Raw genomic sequence first — 17,996 nt, forward strand, 5'->3', positions numbered from 1 at the left:
TCTTTCACCTTTCCGCGATGGCTTTACGGAGCCGCCAGAATTTGCGCTGGAGGCGATACCCCTTCGCGCTCTTTACCTTTTCTAAATCAGCTTTCAGGTTGACCACTTCTCGCTTCAACCGGGTGTTTTCTTGCTTCAGAGCTTCGATGCTTTCGTCGCGCTTAGTGATCCCTTTGAGAAGCCGCTCGTCACGGTCAGCTTCAAACAATAAATCCTTGTAGGCCTGCTCCAATTCATCAATGAGCTCGCCTACGAGCGTGGCGAATCCCTGCGGAGGTTCCTCCCTCCCCACAGAAAGATGGCTGTCAGATCGCTCACGGCTTGGCATTCTCGATACTCTTCCTTCTTCCAAATGTCGGTTACTCTTCAGGATAGACGGTTACGAGGGGGGTGAGCACAGGAGCTGCTCGTTGTTGCCGGCCCTAGTAGCAGCCTTTCTCCATCAGCAAATCGTTAAACATTCTTACATAAACTTCGGCGTTCTTTTCCCAAGTGTGTTCGGCAGCCCAATCCACCAATGGGCGCGTAGCTGGCGGACTTTGGAAAATTTTGTTGATAGCAGAAAGGTACCCCTGAACATCGCGGCCTTTTACATAGGTCGCTAAGTTTCCGGTTATGTATCTAATCGCCGGTAGATCACTGGCTAGAACCGGCGTCCCTACAGCCATTGCCCCTAGCGGTTTGAGTGGAGTGATGTCCCGGCAAACGTCAATGTCCAATCGCGGAAGCACAAAGAGGTCCATAGCCGCATACCATTCCCAAATCGTTTCGGTGGGCTGGCGGCCGGCAAAGATGACGCGTTCGGCAATCGAAAGCTCATCGGCCATACTCTTCAAGCGCGGGAGATCGATACCGTCTCCTACTATCAACACATTCAAGCTGGGATCAAGACTCGCCAATTCCAGTAGAATGTCAAGTCCCTCGTATGGGACGACTGACGTTACTGTGCCAATTAGCTTACCGTCAGACAATCCGAGGTTCTGCTTCGCTCTTGCGCGTGAGGATTCATGTTCAAAGGCGTCCGCCGAGACTGCGTTAGGGATCTCATAAATAGCTTGCCTGTCAACCCCTTCTTTCACTAGACGTTCGGTAATAGGTGCACCGAGTGAGACAACTGAGTCTGCTGCGCTGGCGTATAGATACTCTTGTTTTTGAGACCGCACGTATCGTTCAGAATTCTTGGCTAGGCCTTGGTGATCCTTCGGTACTTTTGATAACCAAGTGTCCTCGAGTCGGCCACGCACTTCGTAAACCCACGGGATATTCACGCATTCCGCAGCTCGATGCGCGACTATCGCGTTATGAAAATCGGTTGTGGTCACAATTAAATCCGCGCTTGTATCGCCTGCGATCTGTGCAATTCGCTCGGTCATATATTTGATTTGCCGTTGCGGCGAAAGATGAAAGCGACTGGGAATAACGTTTGTATATTCAATTCCGTCGATTTTTTCTGTCTGGGCATTCGGAATAACACCGACCGTGACGGGGTACCCGTAACGAGTGACAACCTGAACATCTACCCCGCGCTTAGCCAAGGCTTTCGCAGTTTCATGGGTTCGAAAAGTGTATCCAGATTTTGTATACGGGAGACTATTTGTTGCGAGCAGTAACACTCTCCAGGGACTCTTGGAAGACCGACTCGCTTTTGGAAGGCCATTGGGAACACGAAGTTCAGGTACAGAATGCTGCGGTTCCAAGTGCAAAAAGTACTTTTCCCTCCTCACACCTGCAACTGCGAATGCGAGCGAAGCTCTACGGCTAAGGGACATCTTTTGGACGGCTGATTCAAACTCGTTGTAGCGCCCCTGCTCGACTAAATCCTGATCGGGCAGCCTCTTCCAAATTGCTTTCAGTAACATTTGAGAGCGCTCTAGCTGCCGTTGCCGAGCCCACTCATGGAGGTTGGAGATAAAAGTTTTAGGCGACGTAAACAGCCGAAACGCAACAAACCCAATTAGAAATCTCAAGCAGCGAATCGGCTTGTTCTTAGCGCTGGCTTTCACTAATCGCTCCCAAAAAACGTTTCAAACGTGCAGGCACCACTTCCTCCCTTTCGTGCCTAACCCACTCAGCGCCCTTTGTCCCCACCTCAAGTAGCGAGCGGTTGTTTGCAAGATTGATCCATACGTCGGCGAGTGCTTCCGGATCCTCCGGTGGAACAACATGCCCTGCTTCTAACCCAACGATGAGTTCAGCCGCTTCCCCGGCCACTACAGCTGTGATATGTTTTCCGACCTCCATAAGTTCATAGGTCTTAGATGGAACTGTTCTAGTCAGAGGTTCCCAATTGGTGAGGTGGACTAACGCGGTATCCGACCACTCATAGAAAGACGCAAGCTGGTCCGATGGGTGTCGCGAAATAAATTCAATCGGTAAACCGTCAGCTTCGGAAATTTCTCTTAAGAGAGGCTTCGCAGGACCAGCCCCTACAAACCGGAGCCTTATGTTGAGGCCCCTTAGTTGCGCGATTCTTACGGCTTCTAAAGTGTTTAGCAGATGCTGGGCTCTACCCAGAGTCCCCGCATAAAGGACACGAAACTCTCCAGAGCGATTGTCTCGGACTATTGCTTCGCGAGGCTCAGAATCAGTTGGAAAAACATTCCTGATTGTAGTTATATCTTGAACATCTCGTTCCAACTTATCTGCCAGCTGCGATTCTAAGTGTTGCGATGTGACAATGATGCCGTCAGACTTCGCAAGAACGCGATTCAAAAACAACCGAACTAGAACGCGCATTAGTTGAAGAGGGCCACGGCGAAACAAAGCCTCCCTGGACGACCGCTCACCGAGACCTTCGTTCCATTTCCCTGATTGATCCAGCAGATCGGGCCATGCGTCTCTGAGATCAATCACATAGGGCTTCTTGTACACCTTAGAAAGTGCGAAGGCCACAAATGCCGTAGGAATCGACGGAACAGTTCCGATTAGCAGCTGCGGGCTGAACTCCGCTATCAGGTCTCGCGACCTATATGCTTCATAAAGCATTCCACACGAAATAGAGGCCTGATTGATGATTTTCCCGGTGATCGAATTATCGGTCTTGCGAGACTTACTGCGGAGGATCTTCTCCCCAGACCGCCCGGCCTCTGGCTTTCTCAAATCTGTGTCGCGTCGATTGATCTTCGAGCGCGTTCTTTCTCGTTGACGCCCATTTTCCCGAGGCGAAATCACCAGAAGCTCATGGCCTTGTTCAGCAAGGACCGACGACAGCCATTGCCAGCGCCGAGGTGGGACCCCGTTGGTCGGTGCCCAAAACTGCGAAAACACGAGAATTTTCAAGTTGAGCTCCTACAGTCGTCCTCTTCTAAATATTCTGCTCAGTCTAGCCGACCCTCAATTCACGCATAAAAAGGCTGCAAAACTCGAGCAACAAGCAAATCAATAAGGGAGCCGCCATAAACTCCAACCTGATTCTTGACCAACCCCCGCTATGGGGTTGGCGCGAATTGGGCATTTAATCTACGGCACCGAAACCCTGCCTTTATCAATCTGCGAGTTAAACCGCGTCGGGTGTAAAGTCTGCCAACCGCTTGCCGACTCCCACCAACTCAGCAATCGCTGCAACAGACCTTTCGGCCGCGTTACCGTCGCCATAGGGGTTTACAGCATTGGCCATTGCCCCATAGGCAGCAGATTGGTCAAGCAGGTTTCTTGCCTCAGCCACGATTCGTTGACGTTCGGTGCCGACAAGTTTAACCGTTCCGGCTACTACAGCTTCCGGCCTCTCAGTGTTCTCACGCATCACAAGAACAGGCTTGCCAAGCGACGGAGCTTCCTCCTGCACTCCGCCAGAATCGGTGAGCACCAGGTAGGCACGGCTCATCAGTGCCGTGAACTGGTCATACGGCAACGGGTCCGTGATGATGACGTTTGGAAGGTCTTCGACCTCGGGGAGAACCGCATCTCGCACCTTCGGGTTGAGGTGCAGCGGCAGCGCAAAAATGTGGTCCGGGTAGGACTTTGCCAGGTCCTGGACTGCCCCACCGATTTCCTTCATCGCGTCAAGGTTCTCGCGGCGGTGGGTGGTGACGAGGACAACCTTCTCATCAGAGTTCCGAAGCTCCCCTAGGCGCGAATCCTCAAACTGGACGTCCCATTCCGACGCGGCAAGCAGCGCATCGATGACGGTATTACCCGTCACAACAATGTCCTTCGAACGGAAGTTCTCTCGGCGAAGATTTTCTCGTGATTCGTTGGTCGGAGCTAAGTGAAGCGAGGTGATCTGGCCGATGATCTTGCGGTTCGCTTCCTCAGGGAACGGCGAGAAGATGTTACCGGTGCGCAGGCCAGCCTCGAGGTGAACGACCTTCACACCTTTGTGGAACCCAGCCAAGGCCGCAACCATTGCCGTCGAAGTGTCACCCTGGGAGATGATCACGTCGGGCTTTTCTTCGTCGATAATCGGGTCGAGGCCTTGAATCGCACGCGCCACCAACTCGTTGAGCGTTTGCCCGGGTTTCATCAGCGCCATGTCGTGGTCTGGAGTGATACCGAAGCGCTTGTTCACCTGCTCCAGCATTTCCTTGTGCTGACCGGTCGAGACCACTACGGAATCGAAGCGGTCGTCGTCCTGGAGAGCACTGACAACCGGAGCAACCTTGATGGCCTCCGGGCGGGTGCCGTAGACGGTCATAATCTTGGGCTTGTCCGACATAGATTCCTTAAGGGTCGTTCGTCACAGGGATACTCACTACAACTTAATACAGCACCTTGAGTCAGGTGTGCCAAGGGCAGCAAACCCACTTCACGTTCTCGCTGTACTCTAGCCACCATGTACCAATTCGTTGTCGGGGCCGCCGCCGGGTATGTGCTCGGCACGAAAGCCGGCCGGAAGCGCTACCACCAAATCGTCAACGCCGCCCAAGCTGTGGCCAACTCGCCGGTGACCAAGCAGGTCACCGCTTCCGCTCGCCGGGCGATCGCGAACAAGATTGATCCGGAGCCGCGCATGCGCGAGGTGAAGGACCTGCGCAAAGGCAAGAAGCTGCGCGGCAAGTCCGACAAGCAGATCGAGGACACGATCTACGAGCCGGACCAGGATTAGGCCAGCCCGGCGACGATGCCGTCGAGGATGTCCTTTTCGCTGATGATGAAGCTGGTGGCGCCGGCTTCGCGCTCGAAGGCGTCCATGAGCTGCTCCACCACGGTGGAGCCGGAGCCGATCACGTCGGCACGGCCGGGGTGGACCACCGGGTTCTCACGACGTTGCGCTGCGGACTTGGCGCGCAGGTCCGCGGTCACCTCACGCAGCCGGTCGAAGGTGATCTCTGACATGTGGATGCGCACGGGGTCGTAGGTTTCCAGCCCCTGCGCTAGCGCGGAGAGCGTGGTGAAGGTGCCGGCGCAGCCAACGAACGTTCGCGCCTTAGCGAAAGGCACGGTGGCGGAGGCGGTGGTGACGTTGGCGTCGATAAGCTTTCTTGCCTCGGTCGTCTCCTCCGCGGTGGGCGGGTCGGTGCGCATGATGCGCTCGGTGATGCGCACACACCCCATTTGTGTGGAGATGGCATGGCCCTCCATGACGAACTCAGTGGAGCCGCCGCCGAGGTCGATCACACAGAACGGACCGCGAGCCGGGTCGATGTCCGCGGTAGCACCGGCGAATGACAGCGCCGCCTCCTCCTCGCCGGAAATCACTTCAGCCACTGCACCCGGCTGGATCTGACCGAGGAGGCCCCGGGTCATGGCAAAGAAATCCTCGCGGTTGGCGGCGTCGCGGGTGGCAGAGGTGGCCACCATGCGCACGCGGGTGACGTGCTCGCGTTGCATCTCCTCGACGTAGTCGGCGAGTGCCTTGCGGGTGCGCTCGATGGCTTCCGGCGCGAAGTGGCCGGTCTCGTCGACACCCTGGCCGAGGCGGACGATGGTGTTGCGGCGGGAGACCTCGCCGGTGTCCGTGTCGTGGATGAGCAGGCGGATGGAGTTTGTGCCGCAGTCCACGGCGGCGACGCGGGTCATGCCAGCCCCTCCCCTGCTTCGGCGAGGGTGATGCCGAGGTCGTCGAGTGTGGGCCAGTCCGCGGGGATGGCGGTGCCGCGCAGGTCGCCGTGCTCGGCGGCCAGTGCTACTGCTTCGGTGCCGAAGCGGACGCGGTCCGGCCCTTCGGCCAGCGCGTAGGCGATGAGCACGTGGAGGCACTTCACGCGCTCCGGCATACCGCCGCCGGAGAAGTCGGTGCCCAGGTCCTCGATGGCGTTGCGCTCGGCAAGGAAGTGTTCGTGGGCAGCCAGGTAGTCGGCGCGCAGATCCTCGCCTTCGTCGCTGTCGGCGTTGAGGCGGGCCTCCATCCACTTCATCACCTGCGCGACCTCGAGGCGGGAGGCCTCGGCGGTCAGGCGGGGGTCTGTGAGGTAGTAGAGGGTGGGGAACGGGGTGCCGTCGCCAAGTTTGGGCGCGGTCTTCACCACGGCCGGCTGGTTGTCCGGGGTGGTGTACGCAATGGCGAGCACGCCGCGCGGGGTGCGGCCGAGCTGCTCGGCCACGATGGCGAGTTGTTCGTCAGTGGGAGGAGTGTGCATGCGCGCTATTGTCCCACACACCACCTACTGCGCTGGCGCGGGAGCTTCTGGTGCCGGGGCCTCCGGAGCGGCCGGTGCCGGCCCCTCCGGCGCGGGGGCGGGCGGAGCGTCGTCGATAGGCGGAAGCTCCTCCCCCGGAACCTCGCGCAGGGAATCCCACATCACTTCCGGCCAGGTGCGGGTGTCGGGGATGTCGTCCTTGCCGGTGGTGATGGCCTCAGGGGCGGTCATGCGGGGGTCGATGATGCGCCAAGCGGTCTCGCCCTCTTCCATGACGCCGAGGCGGCGGCGGGCTTCCTGTTTGAGGAAGGCGTCGTCGTCGTACATGGCGATGTCGTCCTCCAGAGCCTGCTTTTGGGTCTCGAGGCGGGCGATGGACTCGTTGGCGCGGGCGATCTCGGCGCGGCCCTCGTAGAAGTTCCGCAGCGGGGCCGCGATAGCCAACAGCACGAGGATGAGCACGGCGATGAGGATGACCACGCTGGCCATGTCCTGCTTCGGAAACGCGATTGCCCGGCCGCGCTGCTTGCGGCGCGCGGCGCGCTCGGCGTTTTCCCGGTCGCGGCTGGCAACGGGGACCGTGCTGGGGCGGCGGGTGCGGGAGCGCTTCGTCATAATTAGCAGATGATACGCCAGGGGCTAGAGGCGTTCGAGGATCTCGCGGATGGCGGCGCGGCCGGCGTAGCGGGCCCGCAGGTCCTCCGCCAGCTCGTTGAAGCGGGCCTGCGCTTTCGCGTCGTCGGCGACGAACTTGCGGATGTCCTTCAGTTCCGCCTCCAGGCGCTTGTAGCTGGGCAGATCGCCCGCGGCGGCGAAGTGCTCCGCCAGACGAAACATCAGCTCGGTGCCGCGGGCACGGTCCACGTTCACGCCGATGGCGGTGCCCAGCTCAAAGATCAGCTCCGGGTCCAGCTCGTCCGGGCGCGGGTGCTCGGTGGCCACGCGGTAGCCCAACTCGAAGTCGTCGAAGTGCTCGGCGTAGAGCAGCTTGAGGTTGCCCTGGATCCAGCTCGGGGCGGCGTCGATGACCTCTTGGGCCATGGCGGGGGTGGCGCCGTCTTCGGCCAGCAGCTCGCGGAAACCCCGACCCGGGTGGGATGTGGCAAAGGCGGTGCGGAACTTGAGTAAGGCACCAGGGCCGAAGTAGCGGTCCAGGCGAGCTGTCAGCGCCTCCATGGAGACGCCGGTGCCGCCAAGGCCCAGGCGTTTCCTGCTCACGCGCTCCTTCAAGGCTGCTTCGAGCAGGTCACGGGCGTCATCATCGCGGGCGCGCTCCTCAAAAAAGGCGAGCAGTTCGTCGCCGGAGAGCATCTGCTCGAGTGCGAGGTCGTCGCCGCGCAGGCGCGCGATGCCTTCGCGCAGGTACTCCAGTGCGTCGTCGAAGCGGCCGTGGGTGTCCTGCGTGTCCTGCTTGTCCAGGCGGCGCTCCAACTCGTCGATGGCCGGGATGTCCAGCCAGTCGGCGTAATCGGCCAGGTCGGGTTCGCCGAAGCCGGTTTCGTCGAAGACCAGGTTGGAGATCCACTCCACCACCTCCCCCGGCGTCGGCGGCGCCTGCCGGTAGGCGGCCAGGTGCAGGATGATGGCGGTGCGGTAGGCGTCGGCAAGCGAGCCGTAGGCGTCGTCAGTGCGCAGCAGCATCTGCCCGATGCCCTCGGTGGCGGCCTCCAGCGGGCGCACCAGCTGCGCGCCCCAGCCGCGGTCGATGCAGGTCGAGCAGATGTCCAGCAGCGCGAACCACTCCTGCGCCACCTCCGCGGTCAGGCGCGCAGACCAGCCGGGGTTCTTGCGGCTCAAGCGGTCCACTCGTTGGGCGATTCGCCTACCGACGGCCTCCGGTCCCCCACCGTGCTCCGCCGCCCCAACCTCCAGCACAAGGTCCACATTCGGCTGCGCGACACGCAAGTTGCGCACCAGCTGGACCAGCTGGTCGTGGCGCAGGTTGGCCACGAACGCGTCGATCTCGTCGTCGAACACGGCCTCCGCCGCGGCCGCCGCCTGCACGCTGGGGGTGAACACTTCCCCGCGCTCGTGGATCAGCTTCAGCGCGGTGGCCACGGCGTGGCGGCACCACTCGTGCTCGATCGCGCAATCGCATTCGGCCTGCAAGTCCGCGCCGCTAAGCAGAAGCCGCACGTGGTACTCGTGCGGCGCGGTCACCGTGGAGCGCACCACGTTGTCGGTGCGCTCGGTGATGTCTACCCGGTTCGGGTCGATCTTCTGCCCACGGTCAAAACTCGCGTGGTCGGTGCGCTCCGCCAGGTAGTCCACGGTCAGCTGATCAAACATGGTACGAATGGTCACCCGCCCAACTTTACGTGCTCTCGCCCCAACGCTGCCTGTCTGGATTCCAATAAGATTCGCCGAGATCACCAGATAGTGCCGGATCCAGCACCTCAGAGACATACGACATCGCTGCCGGGTAGTCCCTGTACTCGTCTGGCAAGCCGAAATAAGTCGCTGCATGCGCAGAGAAGTTCTTCTCCCACGACGGTGGCGCCCACATCTCCGTCGGGGTCTCAATTCCCCTTCGCCGCGCTTCGTGTCGGCAAGCGCTTTCCAGCTTTTCCGCCGATATCGGGCGTGTGAGCAAGATGGTGATGATGTCCGCCAGGTCGTGGTAACGGTTGCTATCCCCACTGCGGTGTTCTTCCCTCATCGCGCAGATTTTGTCAGCGAGCTGCGATTCAATCGCGGTTGCGTAAACCGCAAATGGTTTTAGGTACTCCGAGGAGAGTTTGCCCAGCGTCGGGTCAACTTCTACCCGTTCATGTGGTTCCTGTGTATGCCGCTGTTCGGTGAGGTCCAGGCTAAAGGCCTGGAACACAACGGGCCCCATCATGGCGTCGAGCGAGACTTCGTAAGTCGGTCCCCTGTAGCCGTCATCGCCACCTACTCGCTTCTGCCGCATGCTTCTTACTCTGTAGCTCAGCGAACCTTGTCCGGGCCGTCGAGCAATCTCGTGCATCTCAGCTTCGATGCTCTCAAGCGGACCAAGCCGAGGAATGCGGGCCAAATCAACATCGGTGGTAGTGCGTCCCTCACCGTTTCTCATCAACAACGACGCGCCGCCTTTGAGCACCCACTCATCGGATCCCGCCTGAAAGACTCGCTCCAGAAACCCCTCAAACGCAATCTGGTAGCGAATTAAATCGCTCGGCAGGCCGCAGTCCTTCGCTCGCTTCGCGATGGCTTGGTTGAGCTTCTTTTGCCGCTCTTTATTCTCGCGCCTACTTGTAACCATCAGCCCACTGCTTCGCTATCTGGTCTAGCTGCTTCCGGTATGGCTCTAATGCCTTGTCGAGTTGTTTTCTGACAATTTCGTTGAAGCCCTCGAACATGTTGGGATCGGTCACCCTGAGCTCCATTCCCTTCGTGGTGTGAACCAGTCGTTTGCGAAGTTCATCGATGTCCTCCACGGAGGTCGCTTCAGCACTCAGCTCGGAGACCAACTGCGTACCGGTTTTTGCCCCGTAGGAACGAGCTGCTGGCTCCAGTTTCTCGGCGAGGTCATCTATGCGTACGTTCTCCTTCCGCAGGGCATCTGCGACAAGGTCAGCCAAATAACCCCTTTCGATCTTTTGCTCAGCCAGGTCGCCTACCGTCCTGGCCACGCTCGTCACCGGCAGCCCATCCACGGACACAATGTCGACATCGGTAAGCGTGCGGCGCGTATAGATACGGATTCCCTGCTGCCGCGTCTGCTTCGTGCCACCGGTTGAAAATGTGAACTTCGGCGGGATCAACCGCCCGATGTCGTGGATGCGCGCCGCAGACTCGTGAGAGACCACAACGGGCCACTCATCCTCCCAGCGCTCGTCGATGAACTTCATCGGCTCGAGCGCAAGCCAGGCGGCACGAATCTCATCCTGCGGCCCTGCTTGATGGGAGGGCAGCAAGTACACGCCATGCCTCGCTCGATCAAGGTCACCTTTTTCGGCCAACCGCGACAGTTGCAGCCTTTCCACGCCCTCCCGGCCAGCCTGCGCCGTCGTTACGATCCCCCACTGGTCGGAGGCGACCATCTCCAAAGTCGCCAACACATCCGCTTGCTTCATGCGCCCCTCCGTCACTTTGTATCGCTTCCTACTGACGATTGTATCACTCAGAGAGATACAATCGTCAGTTCAGATTGATACAAACGTCAAACAATGGGGCCAAAAGAAGACCCCGCGCCGAAAACGGGCGGGGCCGAAGGTGGGTCGATAGACAGGTGCTTACTTGAAGCGCGGGAAGGCGGAGCGACCTGCGTACTCGGCGGCCGGGCCGAGCTCCTCCTCGATGCGCAGGAGGCGGTTGTACTTGGCCACGCGCTCGGAGCGGGCCGGCGCACCGGTCTTGATCTGGCCGCAGGACAGCGCCACGGCCAGATCCGCGATGGTGGTGTCCTCGGTCTCGCCGGAGCGGTGCGACATCATGGTGCGGTAGCCGTTGCGGTGGGCCAGCTCCACGGCGTCGAAGGTCTCGGTCAGGGTGCCAATCTGGTTGACCTTGACCAACAGCGCGTTGGCGGCGTTTTTCTCGATGCCCTCGGCCAGGCGCTTCGGGTTGGTGACGAAGAAGTCGTCGCCGACGATCTGCACCTTGTCGCCCAGCTGCTCGGTCAGGGCCACGTAGCCGTCCCAGTCGTTTTCATCCAGCGGGTCCTCGATGGAGACGATCGGGTACTGCTCCACCAGATCGGCGTAGACCTTGATCATCTCCTCGGCGGAGTGCTTGCCACCCTCGAAGTTGTAGGCGCCGTCCTCGAAGAACTCGGAGGAGGCCACGTCCAGGGCGAGCGCGACATCGTCGCCAAGCTTGTAGCCGGCCTTCTCAATCGCCTCCACGATCAGATCCAGGGCCTCCTTGGTGGAGCCGACGGACGGGGCGAAGCCGCCCTCGTCGCCAAGACCCGTGGACAGGTCCTTGGACTTCAGCACGCTCTTGAGCGCGTGGTAGACCTCAGCGCCCATGCGCAGCGCCTCCGTGAAGGTCTCCGCGCCGACCGGGGCGATCATGAACTCCTGAACGTCCACACCCGAATCCGCGTGCGCGCCGCCGTTGAGAATGTTCATCATCGGCACCGGCAACACGTGCGCGTTCGGGCCGCCGATATAGCGGTACAGCGGCAGCGCAGCCGAATCCGCCGCGGCCTTCGCCACAGCCATGGACACGCCCAGAAGGGCATTCGCGCCCAGCTTCTTCTTGTTGTCCGTGCCGTCGAGCTCGAGCATAAGCGTATCGACGATCCGCTGGTCGTCCGCCTCAATCCCCGCCAGCTCGTCCGCAATGGTCTCGTTGACGTTCTCGACAGCCTTCAGCACACCCTTGCCGGCGTAGCGCTCGTCACCGTCGCGAAGCTCGTGCGCCTCGTGCTCGCCCGTGGACGCGCCGGACGGCACGCCAGCGCGGCCGTGGGAGCCGTCCGCGAGCAGCGCCTCCACCTCCACAGTCGGGTTGCCGCGGGAATCCAGGATCTCGCGGGCGAAGATGTGCATGATGTCGGCCATGGTGACTCCTTGCGTGGGTCGAGTGCTGTCTTACCGCGTACCAGCTTAGCCCGGGGTTGGCTAGCGGTGTGCCGGCTGGTTCAGCGCGTAGTTCGCCGCGGCATCGCGGACTCTGGCCACGTAGTCGTTGGACTGGTTGTAGGCGAAAATCGCCTGGCGCCAGCCCTCCTCCGTGGCCAAGTCGCGCGTGGCGCCGCCGGAATTGCACAGGAGGTTCGCGGCACCCAGGGCGGCGTCGTCGATCTGCTGCGGGTCCGGGTAGCCGTCGCCGTTAGCGTCGCGCCCGTAGCGCGCCCACGACTCGGGGATGAACTGCATCGGGCCCACGGCGCGGTCGAACTCGGGGTCGTTGTCTATCGCGCCTTTGTCGGTGTCGGTGACGCGGGCGAAACCGTCGCCGTCGAGCTTCGGGCCAATGATCGGCGGCTCCGGGTAGCCGTCCTGGTTTAGCTGGGAGTTGTCGAAGCGGCCCGTATACGTGCCGTGGCGCGTTTCCACCCAGCCGATGCCGGCGAGCGTGTTCCACTGCAGGTTGCAGGCCGGCCAAGACTCCTTGGCGATCAGGGCGGCGTTGGCGTAGGCGCGGATGGCCTGGCCGGAGACGTTGGTGGCGTTGCCGATATCCTGCGACCAGTCAAAGAGCAGGTCGGAGGTGCGGCCGGGGCCGTGGACGTCGATAGGCGGGGGTGCTACGGCGGCCGGCGGCGGCATGGTGGTGGGCACCGGCTGCAGCGGCTCGCGGCGATCCGGGGCAGAAAACGCGGCGATGAGCCACGCGACCAGCGCGACCACCATCACCACCGCGGCGGCCGCGACGAGGACACCCGCGCAGCCGCACCCGCGCGCTACTCGCCTGGCTGCTGACATGACCGGAGAGTGTACCGCGCGGATGCCCGCGAATGGTGAACGCGCCGGTGGCACAGCACTTCTGTCACACCTGTCACTTGTTTAACATGTATGATTCTCCGCGACCTAGTTTCATCCCCGAAAGGACCCCTTCACAATGCGCCGTATCGCAACCCTTGCCGCCGCTGGTCTGATGGCCGCGGCCGCCATCGCCTCCCCCGCCACCGCCCAGGCACAGACGCAGTCGCTCGAGCTGATCAAGCTGCTCAACGGCAACATCGCCACCGCAAACTGCGACGCCCTGCGCGTCGGCCTGACCTCCACCAACATGGTCGGCCCGGACACCACCCGCTCCCAGCTCGTTTCCAACGTAAACAACGTCGTCGGCACAGACGCCACGCTGCGCCTCGTGTCCGCATCCACGGTCGGCGCGCTTGCAGACCGCGCTTTGGAGTGCGGCATCGTCAAACCCGACCCGGCCACCCCGCTGGACAAGTTCTTCGAGATGAGCTCCCAGATGTCCTCCCAGGCCAACCTGCCGGAGATCCGCAACTACATCGGCGCGCTGCGCTAATTCAGCTCCGCGGCTAGCGCTTCTCGGCCGCCTTGCCTTCCTCCCACAACCGGTCCTGGGTGGCTTTGTCCACGGGGCCGGTTGAACCGTCGAAAAGATAGGGCGCGCGGCGGCGCATCTTCTGCACAAACGCGTCAGCCACGTCGCCGAAATCGAACGCGCCGGACTCCGAAGCGATCTCGGCGTGGAACAGGACTTGGAGCAGCAGGTCGGACAGTTCGGACTTTAGATCGTCGATAGGCAATTTGTGCTCGATTGCCTGCGCGACCTCCTCAGCCTCCTCCCGAAGAAACGGCAGGAGGCTTTCGTGCGTCATCGCCTGCTCCCATTCGCCGCGGCGGCGCGCGGCGTGCATCGTGCGGGTGGCCTCGAAGACAGGGTCATCGAGGCTATCGACGCGCACCGTTTCCGCGCCCTCCCCCTGCCAGCGGCGGACCTCCGGATCGTCCGGATCGGTGGAAATCAGCCAGCTTTCCGTGCCGCCTTCGACGTTGAGGGCCCAGCGGACGTCGACAGGCACCTCAGGCGTGAAGGCGACATCGCCCCTGATGCGGCCAGCGAGGTGGAGGGGGATGAGGGAGGGCCAGCGGGGGTCGAGAAGCAAGACGGTTGCGGTCATGATGGGCAAGTCTAAGGGCTCTAAGATGGAGCGCATGACTCAGATTGCTCAAGCCCTCGAGACCGTCAAACCCACCGCGCAGGACGCGCTGGGCCACTCCGTGACCTTCTCCCCCATCCGCTGGAAAACCGGCTGGCCGCACCACCTGCGCCGCGTGCCGCCGTTCCGCGACGACGCCACCGCCTCCATCACCCGCTCCGAAGTCTTCGCGTTCGGCGCGGACGTGCGTGAGTCCGGTTTTGCGCGCGAGCAGATCATCGACTTTTTGGGCGCCTGCTTCGCCTACGTCGCCGGCCAGTCCAACCAGGTGATGCAGATGCAGGCGTTTTTGCGCAACAAGGGCAACGCGGCTCAGTTGCTTGCGGCTGCGCGTCGTTTAGACGGCGTCGTCGCCGTTGACGCTTACGGCTCTTTGGTGGCGACTGGGCTGCCGCCGAAGTTCGCCTCCGCCGTGGCGTACTTCCTGGCCGGCGAGCAGGAGGCTGGTGAGGCTTCGAAGCCGGTGATCATCTGCTCCAACCGTGCGAAGGTGGCCGGGCTGGCCAAGGACGCCGACTGGACCGCCGACGAGTACGGCGAGTACCTGGCCGCCCTGGCTTCAGCGCGCGACGCTTACGACTCGTCGCTGCCCCTGGACACCGTCGAGTGGGCGCTGCGGGAGTTCGCCGCCGAGCAGGAGTAGGGGGTTTTTGGGGGTGGGACTGCGCTGGCTCCTCTGAGATTTCCGCAAGTGGTGAAACTCAAATGGTGAATCTGCGCCAAAACGGCGGACTTTCACCACTTGGCTTTCACCATCTGTGGTCAGGTAGCCGCCCAAGGCCAGGGCCGGACGGGCCCCACCTGCCGCCACCACGCAAACCGCTGCTTTGTCCGGCGCCCCTCACGCTCTGGCTGGGTAGGGGTCGATTCCGGAATGTGGCAAATATTTGCCACATTCCAATTTCGGTATAACCGCGCCCCTACCGGTTGCCGCGGAAGGCGCGGTCGTTGAGATCGCGGCGGGCCTGCTCGAGCGCAACGAGGTCGGAGAACAGGGCGTTGTAGGCCTCCTCGTCGTCGGAAGGCCGCATGCGCTGGAGCTGGGACTTCAGCTGCGCGATCTGCTGGCCCACGCGGGTTTCCTGCAGGCGGGAGAGCACAGAGTCGGCGTACTCGTACAGGTCGTCGGCGTGGATGGGCTCGACGGCCAGTTCGGAGACGAAGTTGCGGCCGGCGTAGTCGCGCATTTCTCCGGCGACCGCGGCGAGGAAGTTCGAGGCGTCCGGAACGCCAGCGGCGGCGCTCTCGGGGGTGGCGCCAGGCGAGGTACTGCCCGGCGCAGAGTCGGTGCCCGGCGCAGAGTCGGTGCCCGGGGCGCCCGGAGCACCCGCGGCTGCCGCGGCCGCCCCGGCGCGAGCGCAGCCACCGGCAGCGGTGATGGCCTCGCGGACCTGGTGGTACGCGTCGTGGGTGAACGCGTCCGGGTTGATGCCGTCGAAGTAGTTGCCGGCCGCGGCCGGGTGCTGCAGGGCAAGCTTCAGGGCTTCGCGCTGGGGCCACAGCACTGGGTCGTCGGGACGCGGAGGGATGAGGATCTCGGACTGGGCACCGGAGCTCTCCGGGCCGGCCGCAGCGGGGTCTTTCACATCCGCTTTCGGTGCGCGCTTCTGCTTCTTCGGCTTCTTGGCCTCGGCGCGGACCTGCTCCAGCACCTCGTCCGGGTTCGGCCAACCGACCCAGCCTGCGAGCCTCCTGGCGTACTCCTGTTGGAGCACTTTGTCGGAGATGGTGGCGACGACGGGCACGGTGCGTCGTAAGGCTTGTACGCGCCCCTCGGCGGAATCCAACGAGTAGTCCTGCAAAAGCGACTCGATGACGAACTCGTACACGGGCACGCGGGAGGCCACGAGATCGCGCAGGGCACCGTCGCCACGCGCGAGGCGCAGGTCGCAGGGATCCATGCCGTCGGGGGCGACTGCGACGAAGGATTGGGCGCCGAACTCCGCGTCCGTCTCAAAGGCGCGCATGGCGGCCTTGCGGCCGGCCTCGTCGCCGTCGAAGGTGTAGATCAGCTCGCCGCGGAAGAAACTGTCGTCGAGCATGAGGCGGCGGATCAGGCTCATGTGGTCGCCGCCGAAGGCGGTGCCGCAGGTCGCCACCGCCGTATCCACACCCGCGGCGTGCATCGCCATCACGTCCGTGTAGCCCTCCACCACCACCGTCTGGTGCTTCTCCGCGATGTTCTTCTTCGCCTTATCAATGCCGAAGAGCACCTTGGATTTGTGGTACAGCAGCGTGTCCTGGGTGTTGATGTATTTGCCCAGGCGGTCGTCCTCGAACAGCTTGCGGGCGCCGAAGCCGATGACGTTGCCGGCGGTGTCCTTGATCGGCCAGAGCAAACGGCCGCGGAATTTATCGATCGGCCCGCGTTTGCCCATCGAGGACAGGCCGGCGTCGATAAGCTCTTGCACCTCAAAGCCCTTGCGCAACAGGTGCTTTGTCATCGGGTCCCACGCGTAGGGCGCGTAGCCGCATTCGAAGTCGTAGATGAGCTCGCGGGAAAAACCGCGCTTGAGCAGCATCTCGCGCGCAGCGGCGGCGTCTTCCGTTTCCAGCTGCTCGCGGAAGTACTCGTGCGCCGCCTTGTTCGCCGCCAAAAGACGCTGGCGCGTGCCGCGGTCCACCTTGCGAGCGCCCGTGGAACCGCCCTGGTAATTGATGTGGTAGCCGATGTGGTCCGCCACCGCCTCCACCGCCTCGGGGAAGCTCAGCTGCTCCATCTCCATGAGGAAGCTGAACACATCGCCGCCCTTGCCCGTGGAAAAGCAGTGGTAGTAGCCGTGCGCAGGGCGGACGTGGAAACTCGGGGTGCGCTCGTCCTTGAACGGGCTCAGGCCCTTCAGCGAGTCGTGACCGGCAGGTTTGAGCTGCACGTACTCGCCGACAATCTCGTCGAGCGGCGCGCGCTGACGGATAGCCTCAATGTCGCTATCCGGAATTCTGCCCCTAGCCATGGCGCTCACTCTAGCGCGTGGCACGATATTGCCCATGAAGCGCCTATCCGTCCTGCTCGCGTGCCTGTTTTTGAGCAGTTGCCTATCGACGCCACCTCCGGCCCCTCCTGAGTCTTCGGCTGCGTCGTCTTCTGGGCTGCCCGCGTGCGGCTCGCTTCCCGACGAAGCCTGGGACACCGTCGACCTCATCGAAGCCGGCGGCCCCTTCCCCCACCCGGACAACGACGACCGCCGCTTCGGCAACTACGAACGCATCCTGCCCGAACAGCCGCGCGACTACTACCGCGAGTACACCGTGGACACCCCGGGCGTGCACCACCGCGGCGCGCGGCGCATCGTCACCGGCGGCGGCTCGGACGGCCACGTCGACGAGTGGTTTTACACCGCTGACCACTACGAATCCTTCTGCGAAATGGAGGTCAACTAATGCCCGCTGTTTTTGTGATGCGCCCGGTGCGCTCGATCGAGGATCTCGGCGCCGCCATCATCGCCGCCGTCTACGGTGCTGGCGCGGCTGCGTCCCCCGACGGTGCGTCCCCAGACGCCCGCCCGGTGCCGCGCAACCTCGACGCCCTGGCCGACCTGTTGCGCGAGACCCGCGTGAAGCGTGTGGTGGTGACGGATTGGGGGATTCCGGAGGCGTCGATAGGCGGGCTGCTCGAAGTGCTTGCCGACGAAGGCGTCGAGCTTTCTCGCTAGACCCCTAGTAAGAAACCCCTATTAAGGCCCAAAATGGCGCATACTAGGGCTCTGTTACTAGGGGTTTGCGGGCAGGAGGGGCTACTTCGTCTCGTTCTGGTGGCTGGTGTGCACGGCCTCGAGGTAGACCGTGCGGCCATCGACGTAGAACCAGATCCGCGCCGAGCCCTTCAGCGTCGGTTTGTGTTGCCACCGCTCGAACGACTGCCCGCCGCGCTGCACAGTCCCCAGCTCCCCCTTCCTCCCGGCTGCCAT

At 62.2% G+C, this 17,996-nt stretch carries 20 protein-coding genes; 5 read left to right on the top strand and 15 right to left on the bottom strand.

Translation table 11 applies throughout. From position 1 onward, the window contains the following. Positions 1-4: 4 nt before the first annotated feature. The 4 genes from CAFEA_RS08185 to wecB form a co-directional block, all read right to left on the bottom strand. Positions 5-328, bottom strand: coding sequence for a hypothetical protein (locus CAFEA_RS08185; protein ID WP_063938065.1), 324 nt, complete (start codon positions 326-328; stop codon positions 5-7). Between the two features lie 94 nt (positions 329-422). Then, on the bottom strand, positions 423-1,859 hold the full coding sequence (locus tag CAFEA_RS08190) for a glycosyltransferase (protein ID WP_082855690.1): 1,437 nt from the start codon (positions 1,857-1,859) through the stop codon (positions 423-425). A 127-nt stretch (positions 1,860-1,986) separates the two neighbouring features. Next, complete coding sequence (locus tag CAFEA_RS08195) at positions 1,987-3,279, bottom strand: glycosyltransferase family 4 protein (RefSeq protein WP_076590031.1); 1,293 nt, start codon at positions 3,277-3,279, stop codon at positions 1,987-1,989. Positions 3,280-3,496: 217 nt separating this feature from the next. Next, positions 3,497-4,654 (bottom strand): non-hydrolyzing UDP-N-acetylglucosamine 2-epimerase, encoded by a 1,158-nt coding sequence (gene wecB, locus CAFEA_RS08200; RefSeq protein ID WP_063938062.1) that lies wholly within the window; start codon positions 4,652-4,654, stop codon positions 3,497-3,499. A gap of 117 nt (positions 4,655-4,771) precedes the next feature. On the opposite strand from wecB, the gene CAFEA_RS08205 reads away from it, so the two are divergent. Next, positions 4,772-5,044: a hypothetical protein gene (locus CAFEA_RS08205; protein ID WP_063938060.1), complete on the top strand. Its 273-nt coding sequence runs from the start codon at positions 4,772-4,774 to the stop codon at positions 5,042-5,044. On the opposite strand, the gene CAFEA_RS08210 is transcribed toward CAFEA_RS08205, so the two are convergent. The 8 genes from CAFEA_RS08210 to CAFEA_RS08245 all read right to left on the bottom strand — a co-directional run bounded on the left by CAFEA_RS08210 (position 5,041) and on the right by CAFEA_RS08245 (position 12,877). Continuing rightward, on the bottom strand, positions 5,041-5,958 hold the full coding sequence (locus CAFEA_RS08210) for a Ppx/GppA phosphatase family protein (protein WP_063938058.1): 918 nt from the start codon (positions 5,956-5,958) through the stop codon (positions 5,041-5,043). The genes CAFEA_RS08205 and CAFEA_RS08210 overlap by 4 nt on opposite strands. Beyond that, complete coding sequence (locus CAFEA_RS08215) at positions 5,955-6,518, bottom strand: DUF501 domain-containing protein (RefSeq protein WP_063938056.1); 564 nt, start codon at positions 6,516-6,518, stop codon at positions 5,955-5,957. Before CAFEA_RS08215 ends, CAFEA_RS08210 begins: the two co-directional genes overlap by 4 nt. A 24-nt stretch (positions 6,519-6,542) precedes the next feature. Continuing rightward, a complete protein-coding gene (locus CAFEA_RS08220; RefSeq protein WP_063938053.1) occupies positions 6,543-7,133 on the bottom strand; it encodes a septum formation initiator family protein in 591 nt (196 codons plus the stop codon). Between the two features lie 24 nt (positions 7,134-7,157). Further along, positions 7,158-8,807: a hypothetical protein gene (locus CAFEA_RS08225; protein WP_143313328.1), complete on the bottom strand. Its 1,650-nt coding sequence runs from the start codon at positions 8,805-8,807 to the stop codon at positions 7,158-7,160. Between the two features lie 25 nt (positions 8,808-8,832). Beyond that, entirely contained in the window at positions 8,833-9,762 is a 930-nt protein-coding gene (locus CAFEA_RS08230) for a nucleotidyl transferase AbiEii/AbiGii toxin family protein (protein WP_063938049.1), read from the bottom strand. Continuing rightward, entirely contained in the window at positions 9,749-10,576 is an 828-nt protein-coding gene (locus CAFEA_RS08235) for a type IV toxin-antitoxin system AbiEi family antitoxin domain-containing protein (protein WP_063938047.1), read from the bottom strand. The genes CAFEA_RS08230 and CAFEA_RS08235 overlap by 14 nt, the downstream gene beginning before the upstream one ends. 159 nt (positions 10,577-10,735) lie before the next feature. Then, complete coding sequence (gene eno, locus CAFEA_RS08240; RefSeq protein WP_063938045.1) at positions 10,736-12,010, bottom strand: phosphopyruvate hydratase; 1,275 nt, start codon at positions 12,008-12,010, stop codon at positions 10,736-10,738. Positions 12,011-12,070: 60 nt separating this feature from the next. Continuing rightward, the gene (locus tag CAFEA_RS08245; protein ID WP_076590027.1) at positions 12,071-12,877 is read right to left on the bottom strand and encodes a lytic transglycosylase domain-containing protein; all 807 of its coding nucleotides are present in this window, start codon (positions 12,875-12,877) and stop codon (positions 12,071-12,073) included. 136 nt (positions 12,878-13,013) lie between these two features. On the opposite strand from CAFEA_RS08245, the gene CAFEA_RS08250 reads away from it, so the two are divergent. Beyond that, on the top strand, positions 13,014-13,430 hold the full coding sequence (locus CAFEA_RS08250; RefSeq protein ID WP_063938042.1) for a hypothetical protein: 417 nt from the start codon (positions 13,014-13,016) through the stop codon (positions 13,428-13,430). 13 nt (positions 13,431-13,443) lie between these two features. Here CAFEA_RS08250 and CAFEA_RS08255 read toward each other — a convergent pair whose 3' ends face one another. Next, entirely contained in the window at positions 13,444-14,049 is a 606-nt protein-coding gene (locus CAFEA_RS08255) for a MazG nucleotide pyrophosphohydrolase domain-containing protein (protein ID WP_063938041.1), read from the bottom strand. Positions 14,050-14,083: 34 nt separating this feature from the next. On the opposite strand from CAFEA_RS08255, the gene CAFEA_RS08260 reads away from it, so the two are divergent. Beyond that, positions 14,084-14,731 carry an 8-oxoguanine DNA glycosylase OGG fold protein gene (locus tag CAFEA_RS08260; protein WP_063938169.1) on the top strand — a complete coding sequence of 216 codons (648 nt, stop codon included), beginning with the start codon at positions 14,084-14,086 and terminating at the stop codon, positions 14,729-14,731. A gap of 277 nt (positions 14,732-15,008) precedes the next feature. Here the strand turns inward: CAFEA_RS08260 and dnaG are convergent, their stop codons facing one another. Then, on the bottom strand, positions 15,009-17,042 hold the full coding sequence (gene dnaG / locus CAFEA_RS08265; RefSeq protein ID WP_063938039.1) for a DNA primase: 2,034 nt from the start codon (positions 17,040-17,042) through the stop codon (positions 15,009-15,011). Positions 17,043-17,076: 34 nt separating this feature from the next. On the opposite strand from dnaG, the gene CAFEA_RS08270 reads away from it, so the two are divergent. Together CAFEA_RS08270 and CAFEA_RS08275 are read left to right on the top strand one after the other, a co-directional pair. Then, complete coding sequence (locus CAFEA_RS08270) at positions 17,077-17,469, top strand: guanyl-specific ribonuclease (protein ID WP_253704987.1); 393 nt, start codon at positions 17,077-17,079, stop codon at positions 17,467-17,469. Continuing rightward, a complete protein-coding gene (locus CAFEA_RS08275) occupies positions 17,469-17,741 on the top strand; it encodes a hypothetical protein (RefSeq protein WP_063938035.1) in 273 nt (90 codons plus the stop codon). Before CAFEA_RS08270 ends, CAFEA_RS08275 begins: the two co-directional genes overlap by 1 nt. A gap of 81 nt (positions 17,742-17,822) precedes the next feature. Here the strand turns inward: CAFEA_RS08275 and CAFEA_RS08280 are convergent, their stop codons facing one another. Then, complete coding sequence (locus tag CAFEA_RS08280; RefSeq protein ID WP_156490104.1) at positions 17,823-17,996, bottom strand: hypothetical protein; 174 nt, start codon at positions 17,994-17,996, stop codon at positions 17,823-17,825.

This window comes from Corynebacterium afermentans subsp. afermentans (assembly GCF_030408355.1).
GTDB classification, from domain to species: domain Bacteria; phylum Actinomycetota; class Actinomycetes; order Mycobacteriales; family Mycobacteriaceae; genus Corynebacterium; species Corynebacterium afermentans.